The organism is Mesorhizobium sp. M1A.T.Ca.IN.004.03.1.1 (assembly GCF_003997555.1).
In the GTDB taxonomy this organism is placed as follows: Bacteria; Pseudomonadota; Alphaproteobacteria; order Rhizobiales; family Rhizobiaceae; genus Mesorhizobium.
Genome location: NZ_RZTV01000002.1, coordinates 647,808 through 663,192 on the forward strand (window position 1 = coordinate 647,808; position 15,385 = coordinate 663,192).

The following is a 15,385-nucleotide window of genomic DNA, read 5'->3' on the forward strand; positions in this document are numbered from 1 at the left end:
GAACCTATTCGGCTGCGCTTGGCGTTTCCGAATCCGGGCGAATAAGCTTGATGTCCGCTCCCGCCGCCCAGGCGCCGATGTCCTCCCGGCGCAGCGCCGCCGCCATCATGTCGGGAAAATGGTCCGGCGTGCAGGCGAAGACCGGGACGCCCAATGCCGCGACCGAGCCGGCCATGGAAGAGTCGTAGCCGGGACGGCCCTGGTCGGTGAGCGCCAGGAGCACAACGACATTGACGCCCGACCGCACCAGCGCAGCCAGCCGACGAAGCAGTTCCTGACCGTTGCCGCCTTCGTAGAGGTCGGTGATGAGGACGAAATGCGCTTTGGTCGGCCGCTCGATGCGCTCGGCGCAATAGGCGACCGCCTGGTTGATGTCGGTTCCGCCGCCAAGCTGGACCCCGAACAGCACCTCGACCGGATCGCTGAGCTCTTCGGTCAGATCGGCGATCGCGGTGTCAAAGCAGACCAGCTTGGTGCGCACGACCGGCAAAGAGGCCATCACGGCAGCGAAGATCGAGGCGTAGATGACCGAACTTGCCATCGAGCCGGACTGATCGACGCAGAGCGTCACTTCGTCGAGGTCGACCAGCCGACGCTGGCGGCGCATGAAGCCGATGAGCTTTTCCGGCACCACGGTCTTGTGCTCTGGCTGGTAATGGCGAAGGTTCGCCGCGATCGTGCGCGGCCAATCGATGTCGCGCTGCCGCGGCCGGTTGATGCGCCTGGAACGGTCGAGCGCGCCGCGGATCGCCTCGGCGGTCTTCTGCTCGAGACGCTGCATCAGCTTGGCGACGATGTCGGAAATGATCGAGCGGGCAATATCCTTGGTCTTTTCCGGCATCGCCGAGCGCAACGAGACCAGGTCGGCAACGAGATTGACGTCGGCCTCGATCGCCTTGAGGAATTCCGGCTCCATCAGCATCTGCTTCAGGTTCAGGCGCTCGAAGGCGTCCTTCTGCATGACCTGGACCACTTGCTCGGGGAAGAAAGAGCGGATATCGCCCATCCATTGCGCGACGCGCGGCGCCGAACGGCCAAGCCCGCCGCGCCGCTTGCGCGGATCGCCGGCGTCGCCGCTGCCGTCGCCGTAGAGCGCATCGAGGGTTGCCGAAAGCCGCCGGTCCTCCTGCGACAGCGCCGAGGAGGACTCATCGTCGGCGCCGATCGCCAGGCGCCATCGGCGCTCCCGCGTCCCTTCGGTCAGATGAAGATCGGGTCCGACCGTCTCATCATCCATGGTTGGGCTCCCCCGTGAGCAGCTTGCCGAGGAGACCAAAATGCCGTCGCCAGGCCTCGCCGCCATCGGGTGCCGGCGTCAGTCCGGCGGGCAGGCTTGCCCTGCGGCCGAGTACGGCCTCGATCAGGCGGCGGCGCTCCATGCTGTCGAGATTGGAAAATACGCGGCGGAGCAGTGGCAGATGCGCAACGAAGGCGTCCTCGTCGAGCGATGCCAGCCAGGAATCGACAGCGCCGCGCAGCCCCTCGTCATAGATCAGCCTCTGGCCGGCGCCGCTGAAGAAGCCTTCGAAAAAGGCGGCGGCATCGATGACCGGCGTTCCGGGCGACAGCCGCTTTGCCAAAAGGCCGGCCGTGGCCTCGGCCGAGAGGTGCCCGGCCTCGTAGAGCAGATGTGCGGCGCAGCCAGCAACGAGCGCCGTCGAGCGCGATGAATCGAGCACGGCCGCAAGGCCGTTCCGCCAGGCATCCAGGACATGCTCGTCCGGTTCGACCAGCCTGATCGCCTCGTCGGCCTTGCGCAGCGCCGCCATCAGCGCTGCGGCGGCCTGCGCGTCGAGATCGCGCGCGGCGTAAGGCAGCGCGATCGCGCCTTCGATGACCAACCGCTCCAAGAGGCCGGCAAGGCGCTGCGTCTCGGTTTTGCGCGCTTCGCCATAGCGGATGATGTCGGCAAGTGGGGGCACCGACGCAAGGAGCTCCAGGCATTCGCTGCTATGCGCCGCCTTCTCCTCGAGCGCGGCGAGGCCGGCCGCGGACGCCTCGCTCAAGGCGGCGGTGATCGCGCTTTGCACCAGCGTGGCCAGAGCATCGAGCGTCGAAGCGGCGCCGATCATCTGGACAAGCCGGCCGTTGGCGGCCTTCTCGATGGTCGGTCCGTAAATCAGGTTTTCGACCAGGCGCACGGCGTATTCCGGCTGCCAGGCCAGCAGCCAGCGCTCGCGGAACGTGCCGCGGCTGCGGCCGACATCCGTCAGCCTGCCCCAGTTCACGCCGAGCACGTTCAGCCGGTGCAGAAGCGTCGAACGAAAGAGACCGCTCTCGCTGCGCAGGTCGATGGAGAGCTCGCGCTCCAGTGCTTCAGGCTTGAGCCGCGCGGCCTTCTGGTTGCGCTGCAAGTCATCGATCAGCGGCGCGAGCGGCGTGTCGGCTGGAATCTCGCCGACATCGGCGCCGAGCAGAAGCTCGGCCTCGACCATCTTCCACAGCAAGGCCTCGCCGTTGAAGAGCGCCGCGATCGAGGCCTCGCGCAGTTCCTCGAAACCCGGTTTCGGGCGCTCGCGTATGGCGGCAAGCGCCCGCGCCAGACGCTCCGCCTCGATCAGCGAGGCGGTCGAAATCATATGGCCCTTCGCCCTGAGAACCGAAGCGATCCGCGCGAGCCACAGCACCGAAGCGTCATCCTGCCCGCGCGTCTGCCACAGGTGCTTGCTCCAGCCCGGCGCGACGACACCGGCGCCATAGCCATAACCCAGCGCCAGCCGCGGTCCGGTCCATGGCGCGAAGGTCATCGTGGTCTTGTGCCGGCCGATGCCCTTGAGCAGTGCCTGGTCGATCTTTTGCGGATGCGGAGCTTGCAGGGCGGGCACATGCCACGCGCCGCAGACGACGGCTAGCGGCCCGTTGATTTCTTTGCGCGCAGCGGCGATCTCCAGCCGCATATGCGCCTCGCGCATGGCCTCGAATTTGCCAATGGACGTCTCGCCGTCGCGCAGCGTCGTCATCGCGTCGGCGATGGCCGCGAAGATCGGCCCGGGTGCGGGATTCTGCTCGATGATATCGGACCACCAGCTTTCGCCGTCCTCATAGCCGGCGGCGCGCGCCAAGGTGCCGATCGGATCAAGGATCCGCGAGCTTGCTTCGCTCTGCTCTTCGGTGGCCTCCGGTTCGTCCGCATCGGCGTCGGACGAACCCTCGGGCCCTTGCTCGGCAAGCCGCGCGGCGGACGGCAAGTCGATGAAACGCAGCGCCGCCTTGTTGGCGACAGCCCACAGCGCCGCCTGATATTCGGGAGAGAATTCGGCGAAGGGCCAGAAGCGCGTCGCGGCGGGATCGTCCTCGGGGTAGCAAAGCAGTGCCACCGGCGGCTTCATGTCCGGGCTGGCAAGCAGGGGCAGCAAGGGCGAGGCATCCACCGGCCCCTCGATCAGCACGGCGGCCGGCTGCAATTCCTGCAACGCTCTAACCAGGCTCGCGGCGGAGCCCGGCCCATGATGGCGAATGCCGAAATAGCTGATGCCGCCTTGCGTCATGGCTCAGATGGCCGCGTTGAGCGCCGCGTAATAACCGGCGTAGTCCGGCCGCTTCTTCAGCACCGTCTCCAAATATTCCTCAAGCACGACCTTGTCCTGGACCGGGTCCTTGACGATGGCGCCGACCAGGCTTGGCGCCAGGCCTTCGGCGTGGAGCTTGCCGCCGTCGAACCAGGCCGCCTGGCTGAGGCCGCTGATCATCGTGGCGATCGCCTCGGCGGTGGAGAGCGAGCCCGACGGCGTCTTCAGCGTCACCTTGCCGTCGGCGGTCGCGCCGGAGCGCAGCTCGCGGAAGATGGTCAGCACGCGCGCGATCTCCTCGCCGACATTTTTCGGCACCGGCAGGTCCAGTCCGCCGGCCATCTCGCCGACGCGCCGGGACACGATCGAGACCTCTTCCGCCATGTCCTCCGGCAGCGGCAGCACCACGACATTGAAACGGCGCTTCAGCGCCGAGGAGAGTTCGTTGACGCCCTTGTCGCGATTGTTCGCGGTGGCGATGATGTTGAAACCGCGCTGCGCGTAAATCGAGGTGTTCAGCTCCGGCACCGGCATCATTTTTTCGGACAGCACGGTGATCAGCGTGTCCTGCACGTCGGAGCCCATTCGCGTCAGTTCCTCCAGGCGGCAGAGCTTGCCTTCCTGCATGGCGCGGTAGAGCGGCGTCGGCACCAGCGCCTCCTGGCTCGGCCCCTTTGCCAAGAGCTGCGCATAGTTCCAGCCGTAGCGGATCTGATTCTCATCGGTGCCGGCCGTGCATTGCACGATCAGCGTCGAGTTTCCCATGATGGCGCCGGCGAGATGTTCCGAGACCCAGGATTTTGCCGTTCCCGGCACGCCGAGCAGGAGCAGCGCCCGGTCGGTCGCGAGCGTCGCCACCGCGGTTTCCATCAATTGCCGACGTCCGACATATTTCGGGGTGATAAGCGTGCCGTCGCCCGCCTTGCCACCCATCAGGTAAGTGAGGACGGCCTTGGGCGACAGGCTCCAGCCGGCAGGCTTCTGGCGGTCGTCGTCGCGCGCGAGCGCCTGCAGTTCGGAGGCATAGACCTGCTCGGCCGGAAGGCGGATGGCTGCGTTCATGCGATCTTCTCCGGGTTCATCATCTCTCGGATTGCGAAGGGTTTCCGGCCAGCGCCGCATTGAGCCGCAGCAGGCCGAGGGATGGGGAAGCGGGCGACAGGCCGGCGGCGATCACCTCGTCGATCAATTTTTCCGCCGCCTCCGGATTGGCCAGAAAGCCCAGGGTCTCGAGATATTGCTCGGCGCTTCGTTTCATGACGTCGTTGTCACCCGAGACGGCGGAACGCAGCGCTGGAATCGTCTTGCCTTTTGCGAGGTCGCTCCATGCCAGCCAGCCCGCTTCCGCGCCTTCGACCAGGTTGAGCGCGGCCAGATTTTGCCCATCATCGAGGATCTGCCTGATCAGGACACGCTTCCTGTCGTTGTCCAAACGCGACATGAGCTGGAGGACGAGAAGCGCCAGCCTGCCGCCGGCGGCGGCAAGCAAATCCGCCAAACAGGCGACCGCCGCATCGCTGCCGGACACCGCGGTCATTCGAACGAGAAAGAGATCGGCACCCTCATCGACGCCGAACTGCCATGCGCCAATGAAATCGGGCTCAGTCTTGCCGAATTGGGCGACGAGATCGCCGAAGTAACAGGACGCGAACAGGTCGGCGCGACGCGACTTTTGCGCAAGCGACTTGGGTTTTATCGGCGTGTAGGTGGTGCGGCGGCGGATGAAGCCGGATTTGCCTTCCTCAATGAAAGCGGCGAGCTCGGCTATCGGATGTTTCGACGCATCCGCTGGATCGCTACGTTCACCCAACCTTGCCAGGAGCCGGCCGGCCGTTTCGCGCACCTTGCCTGAGCGATCGGCGGACAGGCTCTTTAGAAATGGAATGTCATCGGCACTCAAGCCGAAGCGCATCAGCTCCACGAGCGCAAGCCTGACCTCCGCCGGCTCGCTCGCTCCCTTGGTCTCAATCAACGTCCGCGCCAAGACAGGCATGGTGCGCCGTAATTCGACCAAAGCTGTACGGCGCGCCGCAGGATAAAAATCATCCCAGGTTTCAGCGGTGAGTTGTCCTCGTCGAGACTGCCTGTCGCCATCCGCGCCTGCTTGCCAGTCGACCCAGGGAGCATAGATATCTGGGCTTTCCTGATCCGACGCAGCAGGCATCCAATCCATCGGATGCAGCACGAAGCCTCGGCTGGCGACGAGTGTGGCCACGCGGGTCTTGAGCCTCGCATCAGCGGCGTATTTCAATGCGGCACGCAGCAACGGTCGCAGCCAATCAGGAAGCATCGGCCGCGCGAGCATCGGCAGCGGCGGACGGCGTTTCAAGGTTTTGGGCGCCGCCGGCCGAAGCGCGACATCCAGCGCCTGCGCGGCGATCGCCAAGAGCCGACGTTCCTGCTCGTCCGAGCTGGAGGCAGCCGCGAACTCCTTCCATTCGGCGGGCGCCAATTCGAAAGCGGCGCCGCCCGAAATCCAGTTGTCGCGAAGCCTCGCCAGCCCTGCCTGCTCGAGCTCGTTCATGAGAGATTGAGCCTCCCGATGCTGCTTTGTGAGGCCAGAAGGTCGAGCCTGGCGCCGTTCCACAGCGCTGCCGTGACTGTCAGATCGAGGCCAAGCAAGGTCTGGTTGACGGAGCCGGCGACAGGCAGGGCGATGCCATGCGAATCGTTCGCCGCCTGCCACCAGGCGCCATCCTTCTCGTCCAGCGCGATCGCGCCCGCCGGCAGGAGGATCGGACAGTCGGACAGCCACGGCGCGCCGTCCTGGAAAGCTGCATAGGCGGCCAGCGGATCGCCGGCAGCGTTCGGAGCAAAATCGGGCCAATTGCCGGGCGACGCATCGCCCAGGCGTTCTGCGACCAGTGCGCGAAGCGGAATTCGGGATGGATAGAACACCAGCCTCGCCTTGAAGCGATCCCCCGGCGCGAAGGCGCCGGAGCGGCGCCCGGCCGAGGCCGGGAAGAAGTCCAGGAGGACGGCAAATCTTGGGATTGGGCTTTTCAGATCGAGCAGCCAGGTCGCGTGGCTGACCAGGCCGTCGCGACGGGCCTCGATCTTCTCACCCAGCACCTCCCAGTCGCTCTCGACCTTGACGGCATCCGGATTGGCAAGGATCTGGTCGCGGGTTTCGGATGTCGAGACCAGGCGCTTCAGCTCGGCATCGTCGGGCGCGGCACGCCAGGCCTTGGCGAGCAGCACCAGCTTACCCAGCTCTCGGATAGCGGCGTCCGGCCGCTCTTCGCTGCGCAGCGCCATCAGTTTCGCGGGCAGCTCGTCGATACGCCCGGCCAAAGCGGTCGCCTTGAGGTCTACAAGCCGCGCCGCGATGCGGCGGCAGCGCTCGCTGCTGGCGTCGACAAAACCGGCAAGGCCGAGCCGAAGCTGGTCGGCAACCCACTGATCCAATTCGTCGAGCGCTGCCGACACGGCACTTCGCGTGTCCTCGGCGCGCTTGCGCTGCGCCGCCTCGCGGCGCTCGGCGGCCGCGGCGTCTTCTACGGCAGCGCTTTGCTCGGGCCGCAACGCCTCGTCGATGCTTTTGCTTTCCGCGCTTGCCGGCGCCGGCGTCGGCGGCTGGCCCGGCTTGCGGCGCCGCCCGAGCCAGTCATTGACCCATTCCGGCGTCTGGTCGACCCGATCGAAGCTGGCGGGCGCGGTGGCGCCGATCCACATCAGCCCCAGTATGTGCTTGCACGGAAATTTTCGCGATGGACAGGTGCATTTGTAGCCGTGGTCGCGGGCATCGAATGCGACGCGGTAGGGATTCGCTCCCGAGCCCTGGCATTCGCCCCAGATGAGGCCCAGCTGTTCGTTTGTCTCGAGACGGGGCCAGTTGGACCGCTTGGTCAGCTTGGCGGCGGCGCCCAGCGAAGCCTGGTCGGGCGCGAGCGCCTCGATTGTTTTCAAATCCAGCTGCAAGCCGCTCCCTCATGACCCCCGAAGCATGATGTCGCGACGATAGATACCTGTTTGCGGCGCGCTGGTGTAGCTCCAGCCGCTGAAAAGTTGGTGTCTTGTCTAACGTTGCGTTGCCCTGTTCATCGTCAGGCGCGCACCCACCAGGATGGCGTGCACAGCATAGGCGCGGCGATCCTCGGCGCTGACGGCCAGCCGATCGGCACGCTGTCCATCGCCTCCCCTGTCTCGCGCGTAGACGATGCGGTGGCGGCCCCCGGGCGAGGCGGCGATCAGGGCGGCGAGGCTCATCTCGGCGCGGCTGACCGGCGAGGCATGACTCATCTTCCCCGTTGCGGCGAAGATGGTTAGGTGCTGCCGACGCCGTCCCGATGGCAGCTGGCGTCGTGCCCCAGCTTCTCCAAGCCTGACTTCATCATCTGCCTCCTCCACCAGTCGCTTCGCGTTCCGCAACCGGCGGATTTCGCGGCCGAATTCCTCACCGTCAAACAGCGTCCTGGTAAAATTCGATCGGCAGTCCATCGGGATCGGCGATGAAGGTAAACAATCGTCCCGTGTATGGATCTGTTCGGATGGGCTCCACCTCGACGTCTCGCGACCGAAGCAGCTCGGCTGTTGCCTCGACCGAGGCGACCGAGAATGCAATATGCCTTAATCCACACGCCTCGGGCCTGCTGGGCCGGCTTGGCGGATCAGGGAAACTGAACAGTTCGATCTGGATGGTACCGTGACGCAAATCGCACTTCCAAGACTGCCTTTCGGGGCGCCAGTTTTCGGCCAGAACGACGAAACCGAGCTTGTTCGTGTAGAACTGCTTGGAGGTCTCATAGTCACTGGAGATGATTGCGACATGATGGACAGCCAGCAGCATCAGATTGGCCTCGCGTAAGCGTCGATAACGGCGACCCAGCACAGTCGCATCGGGTATACCTTGGCGCAACCAGGCGCCGACACCGGCCGTGCCGGCTTGGGCGAGCATCTCCACAAGGTCCGGCCACCCTCCTCTCGAGGGGAGCTTATCCGAGCGCTATTCACGCCGTCTTGAGGTCGGTGTACTTCTCGATCGCGTGCAGCGACTTGTCTTTGCCGAAGCGGGACTGCTTGAAGCCGCCGAGCGGTACCGTGATGTCGGCGCCGCCATAGGTGTTGACGTGGACGACGCCGGCATTGATGGCGCGCACCATGCGATGCGCGGTCGAACGCTTCGAGGTGCACACTGCAGAAGCAAGACCATAGACGGTGGCGTTGGCAAGGCGCACCGTCTCTTCCTCGCTTTCGAAGCGCATGACGCCGAGCACCGGCATGCACAATGTGATGTTCGGCCGCGTCGTCGACATCCGCCATGGCGGCGACGAGGCGGCGCTGCTCTATGTCGGGCGCAACTACATGCAGCCCAGCGCACTGGGAGTTTCGGTGGCTAGTCGGTCAGTCTGGCGCTGACTCCGACTCGATCAGGCTTTCCAGCATGTCCAGCAGGCGCTCGTACTGCTCGGCGCCGTAACGCTTCTCGATGGCGTCGTAGATGGCGGTGCGCTCGGGCGCCAGCTCCTCGATCAGCGCCACGCCGGCCGGACTGATGGCGAGCAGAGCGCGGCGGCCGTCATCCTTGACCTTGTTGCGGGTGATGAATTCGCGCTCGTCCAGCGCTTTGATCATGCGGGTGAGGCTGGGCGGCAGGATCGAGGCGCGGTTAGCGAGCTCGGTCGCTTCCAGCGGACCGGTCTCGGCAAGCACGCGCAGCACGCGCCATTGCTGCTCGGTGATGTCGTGGCGAGCAAGCATCGGACGAAAATGCGCCATGATCACTTCGCGGGCGCGAAGCAGAGCCATGGGCAGGGAAGGGCGGGTGCTGGGCGGCAGCAGAGTCAACTCTCCGAAGAGTTCCAGTCCAGTACGACTCGCAATAGAAATTAACGCTCGGATCGCAGCTATATCCGCGATTTCTCCGAGAGCGGCAATCCCGTCCCCGACGACCCCGTCGACATGGAGACCAAGCACTTGACATTCGGTCGCCAAGCCCTTGCCCCACATGGGGATCGAATATTCGGCGAATCTCGACGCGAAGGTCGAGATGAGCGAGCTTTGCGCGCTCGTTTCACGCATCATCCTCGAGACCGGCCTGTTCGAGCCCGGCGCCGAGCGGGTGCGCGCCTTCCGTGCAGATGCCTATGCGGTCGCGGACCGGCTCCCCCAGAACGGCTTCATCGACATGAATTTCCGCATCGGCAGGGGCCGCAGCGCGGAGGAGAAGAAGCGGACCGGCGAGGCGATCATCAAGGGGTTATCGCGCGCGTTCTATGTCGACACGCTCGGCCTGCAGGTGAGCGACGAGACCAGCGACGCGATCTATCTGCGCGCGCTGGAGGAGCGCGGCCACCCCAGCCCGCGCGAGGCAGACCTGCGCTGGATCGGCGCCATCGTGTCGCGCAACGGCGAGGTGGAGGAGACGGGCCTCGGTGCCGGCGTGCTCGATCATCCGGCCAAGGGCATTGTGTGGCTCGCCGACCGGCTGCATCAGTACGGCATGCAAATCGAGGCCGGACAGGTGGTGCTGTCGGGCTCCTTCATCCGGCCGGTCGAATGCCGGCATGGCGATCGGATCGTCTCGGATTTCGGACCCTTTGGTGCGATCCGCATCGCTTTCGCCTGACCGGCCGCGCGAATTTGCAAGCTGCGCGCTGCCCCAAAGAAAAAGGCCGGGCGCGAAAGCGGCCCGGCCAAGAATGAAGGTCATAACCTTCAGAGGGGAACATCGCCCGGCGCAATGGGAGGAAAACACCGAGCGATGGCCTCTATCTGGGGCGGTTGCGGTATATTTTCCACGAACTGAATTCCAAAAACTGGCCGGAAGGCGAAAAAATATCGCGCGGGCAGCGGCAAAGCTCAGCCGGCCGCCGCTGCCTTTTCCAGAAGATCGGCATAGTGCTGCCGGGCCACGTCGGGATGCGACCTCAGACGGCTCTTCAGCACATTGGTTCCGACGTTGCGGAAGAGCGGATTGTCGGGATCGCTGGCCGGCCCGCGCGCCTCAGCCGCCAGTTCCTGCGGAAGGTCGAGCAGCGGGATGGTCGCGTCGAGCCGGGCGCTGAAGAAGAACGGCACCGAAATCCGCTCGACGCCTGGCGGCGGTGTGACGACGCGGTGCACGGTTGCTCTCAGATACCCGTTCGAAGCGAGTTCGAGCAGTTCGCCGATGTTGACCACGAGCGTTTGCGGAATCGGATCCACATTCACCCAGCTGCCATCATATTCGACCTGCAGCCCCTTGTTCTCGTCCTGCAGCAGAAGGGTGAGGAAACCGCCATCCTTATGCGCGCCGACGCCCTGGTCGTCACCGGTGGCGTCGCGGCCTGGGTAGCGCACGATCTTCATGCGGTGGTTGGGCTCGCTGCCATAGATCGGGTCGAAGGCGTCCTCCGGCTGATCGAGTGACAGCGCGAAGGCCTTGAGCAGCCGGATGGCTACCTCCGTCGCCTTGGTCTGCCAGGCAAGCAGCGCCGGCTTCAGTTCGGGCAACGCAGCCGGCCACTGGTTCGGACCTTGCAGCCGGGTCCAGGCCGGCACGCTCGGCCCTTGCGAAATGGTCGCGCGCTCGACGCCGATGTCGAGCTGCTCGCGCCAGTCGGCCTTGCCCCTGGTCAGCTCGCCGGCGGCACGCGTGTAGCCGCGAAATTGCGGCGACTTCACCATCTCGATGGCCAGCTTGTCGGCCTCCGACAAGGCAAAGAAGCGCCGCGCGGCATCGAGCACCGCGTCGATGTCCGGCTGCGTTATGCCGTGGCTGCTGAGATAGAAGAAGCCGACATCGCGAGTGGCGGTGCGCAGATCAAACAAGAAGGTCCGCAGTTCCGACTCGCCCTGCTCCAGTCGGTCGAGATCGAGCACCGGGATTATTCTGGCCATGGACAGCTTCCTCTTGGCGGCAACTCTCTGTTTTTCGCAAGTCCGGACGGAAAACCGATGCGCACTTTCCTGGAATTGCTCGAGCAACCCCGCCGCACGATGACATGCGCGTCATTGCAGGTGAAGAAACGCGCCAACCAATCTCGTTGCAAACGGAGCAAGCCGCCGCTCAATTCCCGGGTTTTCGCGGCAAATTGCGTTCATTCGACTTCCGCTTCTCGCGTTTCGCCTATCCGCGATGATCCAGCCACGCGACCAGCCGGTCACACCACTGGATGCCGCAGACCAGCACGATCAGCACCACCACCGCCGCAACCATGACGCGGTCTCGCGTCGGGGCGCGTTATTGCACGGTTCGTGGAATGGATCGTCAGAACGTCTCGACCCAGGGCCTCAGCTCGACCTCGAAGCTCCAGGCGCTGCGATGCTGGCGGTGGACTGCGAGATAGGTCTCGGCGATCGCGTCCGGCGAGAGGCGGCGATCCGGCCGGTCTGGCTCGGCCGCCTGCCCGGGCGGCTCGATCTGGCCGTCGATGATGAAATGCGCGACATGGATGTTCTTCGGACCTAGCTCGCGCGCCATCGACTGCGCCAGCCCGCGCAGCCCGAATTTCGGCATGGCGAAGCCGGCCGAGCCGGAGAAGCCCTTGAGACTCGCAGTGGCGCCGGTGAACAGGATCGAGCCGGAGCCGCGCGCAACAAGCCGGCGCGCCGCCTGCTGGCCGACGAGGAAGCCGCCATATGCGCCGACGAGCAGGGCCTGCTTGACCGCCTCCGGATCGAGCTCGGCGATCGGGCCGCGCGTGCGGCCGCTGGCGTTGAAGACGGCAATTTCGAGGGAGCCGGCCTTGTCGGCCGCCTCGAACAGCCGCGCGACGGAGGCGGCATCCGACACGTCCGTCTCCACCGCCTGCGCACCCGTCTCCTGAACCAGCGCGGAGAGCTTGTCGACATTGCGGGCGGCCAGCACGACGCGAAAACCTTGCTTGCCGAGGAGCCGCGCCAGCGAAGCGCTGAGGCCAGCTCCAGCGCCGGCGATCACTGCGACATTGGCGGCCATGTCGTTCCTCCTGCGAGTACGCGTTGTTCAGTTGAGGTCGATAATCGCACAAGCTCGCTCCTTCGGCGGCAAGAGGCAAGGACTAGGTTGCTCCGTTTTGGCAGTGCGACACAAAGGCGGTGCACGGTGAGAGGTCCCGGCGCATCCGAAAGACTTGCCTGTCGCGCCGATCCGTCCGACACGTGGTCCAGCGGCGATTCGAGGAACGACCATGGAACCAATCTGGGCCGTCGGCCTGATGACCGGTACGGTGCTTGACGGCAATATCGACGTGGCGCTGATTAAAACCGACGGCGAGCGCATCGCCGACACCGGCACATACACACTGGCCCCCTACCCGCAATCGATCCGCACCCTGCTCGAAGAGACCCTGCGCCAAGCACGCGTCTGGAATTTCGAGGGGCCGGAGCCGACGATTTTTCGCGAGGCGGAGGAGGCGCTGACGCGCGCGCAGTCGGCGGCGGTCAGGGATTTGGTCGAAAGCCAGGGCATGACGATGGCCGATATCGGCGTCGTCGGCTTCCACGGCCAGACGGTGCTGCATCGCGCCCCGCAGCCGCGACGAATCGGCCGCACGCGCCAGCTCGGCGACGGCGAGCTGATGGCCGCCCTGCTTGGCACCAAAGTCGCCTATGACTTCCGCACGGCCGATGTGGCGGCCGGCGGACAAGGCGCGCCGCTCGCTGCCGCGTATCATGCGGCGCTGCTCAAAGAGGCCGACGCCAGCGGCGACACCGCGGTGCTCAATCTGGGTGGCGTCGGCAACATCACCTGGTGGGACGGCAAAGACAACATCGTCGCCTTCGACACCGGGCCGGCCAATGCGCCGGTCAACGATTTCATCAAGGCGAAGGGCCTCGGCGAGATGGATCGCGACGGCAGACTGGCTGCCGCGGGTACGGTCGACGAGGCAAGGCTAGAGCGGCTGCTGCAGCATCCGTATCTGACGAAGCCTTACCCAAAATCGCTTGACCGCTTCGACTTCACCGCGGCCATGGCCGACGGGCTCGGCGCGGAGGACGGCGCGGCGACGCTGACGGCTTTCACCGTCTCGGCGGTCGGCAAGGCGCTCGATCTGTTGCCGCGCCGGCCAAGACGACTGGCGGTCAGCGGCGGCGGCCGCCGCAACCCGACCATGATGGCGATGCTCGGCCAGCGCGCCGGCGTCGAAGTGGTGCAAGCCGAGACGCTCGGCTGGAAGGGCGACGCGGTCGAAGCGGAATGCTTCGCGTTCCTCGCGGTGCGCGTGCTGCGCGGCCTGCCGATCAGCTTTCCGAGCACCACCGGGGTGCCGCAGCCGATGCGCGGTGGAAAGCTCGCGGGTTAAGACAACTTCTTCTGCAGGAAGATGCGGCTGCGGCCGACCGGAAAATCGGCGAGCGTGCCGAACGGCTGGTAGCCCTGGCGCTGATAGACCTTGGCCGCGGCCGGATTGAAAGTGTCGATCCACGCGGCCTGGCAGCCGCGCGCCAGCGCTTCCCGTTCGGCTGCGTCCAGCATGCTCGCGGCGATGTGCCGGCCACGCCAGGTTTCGTCGACCCAGAGCCATTGCACATAGAGCCAGCCCCAGGCGGTGTAACCGGAAATGCCGGCGACGATCGCGCCGGCGTCGTCGCGAACGAAGACGGCGAGCGTCTTCCGGCCCGAGGCACCGACATCGCTGTCGTTGAAGGCGGTCAAGCCCTCGCCGACACGGGCGAGATCCTGCGGCAAGGGCTCGGCGGTGATCTCGAGCGTCATCTTCATGGTGGCTCCGGTGCGGTTCGGAAGCCAGCCTTAGCCAAGGAGCGAAGCGACACGCAAGCCTATTGCCGGGCAGAGCGCCACGCCGCGGCCGATGCCGCCACCAGCATCAGCAAGGCGGCGACCAGGGCGCAGTTGGCGAAGCCGAGGGCGGTGTAGAGCGGGCCGAAACCGGCGGTGCCGACGGTTACGGCGAAATAGGTGACTGCGCTGTTCAGGCCCATGATCGTGCCGCGTCGCGCGGCGTCGAGCGCGGTGAGCCGCATCACCAGAACGTTCAGCCCGAAATGGTTGGCAAGGCCCCAGACGGCGATCGTCGCCATCAGCAGGCCGAAGGTGCCGCTGGCCGAGGCGATCGCCACATAGACGGCGGCGACCAGCAGATAGGCGAAGGGCATGACACGGCGGGCGCCGAGACGGTCGATGACGCCGTCCAGCAGCGCCGCCGCGCCGAAGCCGAGCCCGTAAGCGATCGCCGCCAGCCCGTTGGCGCTGACCGGCTCGCCGAGACCTTCATGGAGATGATCGCCGAGATAGCCGTAGACGCCATAGAAGGCGGTCATGAAGGCGCCGCAGGCGATCAGCAGCGGCAGGATTCCGGGCACAGCCAGCGCGCCGAGCGGCGACGGTGCCGGACCGCTTTTCTTGGTGTCGCGCAGCGAGCTGACCGACAGGCCGGCGACGGCGGCTCCGGCGAGAAGCGCGACAGCGGCGAAGACGGCCCGCCAATGGATCAGATCGGCAAGCACCGCCGACAGCGACACTCCGGCGACCATGGACAGCGTCCAGCCGGTCAGCACGACGCCGATCGTTCCGCTCTCGCGGCCGGGCGGCGCGATCGCTGCGGAGCTGGCGTAGATCGCCGGCATGGCGACGCCAGCAGCGATGCCGGCAACGAGCTGGGCCGCGACCAGCGCCGCCACCGTCGGCGCGAGCGCGCTGCCCACCAGCGCCAGCGCAAGCAACAGCAGTGCGCCCTGCAGCATGCGGCGGGCGCCGATCCGGTCGATATAGCGGGCAAGAAAAAGCGCGCTGGCCGAGGTGCCGAGGCCGAAGGCAGCGGCGGCCGTCATCACCGCCGGCACGCTTGCCGCGAAGGATGCCGCGACGGCGGGCGCTATCGGCCCGAGAACCAGTGAGTTGGAGCCGATGACGGCGATGCAGCCGGTGAGCAGGTAGGCTGCGGCCGGGATCGGTGCACGGGACGCCGCAGTCAGAATCGCTGATTGATCACTGTTCGACATATCTCCAT

At 65.9% G+C, this 15,385-nt stretch carries 15 protein-coding genes and 2 pseudogenes; 3 read left to right on the top strand and 14 right to left on the bottom strand.

What is annotated here, in order from left to right:
• Window positions 1–4 precede the first annotated feature (4 nt).
• The 8 genes and pseudogenes from EOD29_RS09050 to EOD29_RS09085 form a co-directional block, all read right to left on the bottom strand.
• Entirely contained in the window at window positions 5–1,237 is a 1,233-nt protein-coding gene (locus EOD29_RS09050; protein WP_127246487.1) for a VWA domain-containing protein, read from the bottom strand.
• Complete coding sequence (locus tag EOD29_RS09055; protein WP_127246488.1) at window positions 1,230–3,488, bottom strand: DUF5682 family protein; 2,259 nt, start codon at window positions 3,486–3,488, stop codon at window positions 1,230–1,232. Before EOD29_RS09055 ends, EOD29_RS09050 begins: the two co-directional genes overlap by 8 nt.
• A 3-nt stretch (window positions 3,489–3,491) precedes the next feature.
• Window positions 3,492–4,571 carry an AAA family ATPase gene (locus EOD29_RS09060; RefSeq protein WP_095800970.1) on the bottom strand — a complete coding sequence of 360 codons (1,080 nt, stop codon included), beginning with the start codon at window positions 4,569–4,571 and terminating at the stop codon, window positions 3,492–3,494.
• Between the two features lie 19 nt (window positions 4,572–4,590).
• A complete protein-coding gene (locus tag EOD29_RS09065; RefSeq protein WP_127246489.1) occupies window positions 4,591–6,033 on the bottom strand; it encodes a DUF5691 domain-containing protein in 1,443 nt (480 codons plus the stop codon).
• The gene (locus EOD29_RS09070; protein WP_245475287.1) at window positions 6,030–7,418 is read right to left on the bottom strand and encodes an SWIM zinc finger family protein; all 1,389 of its coding nucleotides are present in this window, start codon (window positions 7,416–7,418) and stop codon (window positions 6,030–6,032) included. The genes EOD29_RS09065 and EOD29_RS09070 overlap by 4 nt, the downstream gene beginning before the upstream one ends.
• 111 nt (window positions 7,419–7,529) lie before the next feature.
• Window positions 7,530–7,751: a hypothetical protein gene (locus EOD29_RS09075; RefSeq protein WP_095823881.1), complete on the bottom strand. Its 222-nt coding sequence runs from the start codon at window positions 7,749–7,751 to the stop codon at window positions 7,530–7,532.
• Window positions 7,752–7,911: 160 nt separating this feature from the next.
• Window positions 7,912–8,406, bottom strand: a complete 495-nt coding sequence (locus tag EOD29_RS09080) for a VOC family protein (RefSeq protein WP_245475301.1) — start codon at window positions 8,404–8,406, stop codon at window positions 7,912–7,914.
• A gap of 52 nt (window positions 8,407–8,458) precedes the next feature.
• Window positions 8,459–8,728, bottom strand: a pseudogene (locus EOD29_RS09085) (aldehyde dehydrogenase family protein); the annotation flags it as partial.
• Between EOD29_RS09085 and EOD29_RS35860 the strand changes: the two are divergent.
• Window positions 8,712–8,867 carry a hypothetical protein gene (locus EOD29_RS35860; protein WP_164763699.1) on the top strand — a complete coding sequence of 52 codons (156 nt, stop codon included), beginning with the start codon at window positions 8,712–8,714 and terminating at the stop codon, window positions 8,865–8,867. The pseudogene EOD29_RS09085 and the gene EOD29_RS35860 sit on opposite strands and share 17 nt — an antisense overlap.
• Here EOD29_RS35860 and hpaR read toward each other — a convergent pair.
• Window positions 8,853–9,257: a homoprotocatechuate degradation operon regulator HpaR gene (gene hpaR, locus EOD29_RS09090; RefSeq protein WP_095800975.1), complete on the bottom strand. Its 405-nt coding sequence runs from the start codon at window positions 9,255–9,257 to the stop codon at window positions 8,853–8,855. The genes EOD29_RS35860 and hpaR overlap by 15 nt on opposite strands.
• 190 nt (window positions 9,258–9,447) lie before the next feature.
• Here hpaR and EOD29_RS37825 point away from each other — a divergent pair, with 190 nt between their 5' ends.
• Window positions 9,448–10,077: a hypothetical protein gene (locus EOD29_RS37825; protein ID WP_281059209.1), complete on the top strand. Its 630-nt coding sequence runs from the start codon at window positions 9,448–9,450 to the stop codon at window positions 10,075–10,077.
• A gap of 233 nt (window positions 10,078–10,310) precedes the next feature.
• On the opposite strand, the gene EOD29_RS09100 is transcribed toward EOD29_RS37825, so the two are convergent.
• The 3 genes and pseudogenes from EOD29_RS09100 to EOD29_RS09110 form a co-directional block, all read right to left on the bottom strand.
• A complete protein-coding gene (locus tag EOD29_RS09100) occupies window positions 10,311–11,330 on the bottom strand; it encodes an isopenicillin N synthase family oxygenase (protein WP_127246492.1) in 1,020 nt (339 codons plus the stop codon).
• Window positions 11,331–11,559: 229 nt separating this feature from the next.
• A pseudogene (locus EOD29_RS09105) lies at window positions 11,560–11,652 on the bottom strand (ABC transporter permease); the annotation flags it as partial.
• A gap of 48 nt (window positions 11,653–11,700) precedes the next feature.
• The gene (locus EOD29_RS09110; RefSeq protein ID WP_066988999.1) at window positions 11,701–12,390 is read right to left on the bottom strand and encodes an SDR family NAD(P)-dependent oxidoreductase; all 690 of its coding nucleotides are present in this window, start codon (window positions 12,388–12,390) and stop codon (window positions 11,701–11,703) included.
• Window positions 12,391–12,601: 211 nt separating this feature from the next.
• On the opposite strand from EOD29_RS09110, the gene EOD29_RS09115 reads away from it, so the two are divergent.
• Window positions 12,602–13,717, top strand: a complete 1,116-nt coding sequence (locus EOD29_RS09115; protein ID WP_095800978.1) for an anhydro-N-acetylmuramic acid kinase — start codon at window positions 12,602–12,604, stop codon at window positions 13,715–13,717.
• On the opposite strand, the gene EOD29_RS09120 is transcribed toward EOD29_RS09115, so the two are convergent.
• Together EOD29_RS09120 and EOD29_RS09125 are read right to left on the bottom strand one after the other, a co-directional pair.
• Window positions 13,714–14,136, bottom strand: coding sequence for a GNAT family N-acetyltransferase (locus EOD29_RS09120; RefSeq protein ID WP_127246493.1), 423 nt, complete (start codon window positions 14,134–14,136; stop codon window positions 13,714–13,716). The genes EOD29_RS09115 and EOD29_RS09120 overlap by 4 nt on opposite strands.
• 59 nt (window positions 14,137–14,195) lie before the next feature.
• A complete protein-coding gene (locus EOD29_RS09125; RefSeq protein WP_127214188.1) occupies window positions 14,196–15,377 on the bottom strand; it encodes an MFS transporter in 1,182 nt (393 codons plus the stop codon).
• Window positions 15,378–15,385: the final 8 nt, after the last annotated feature.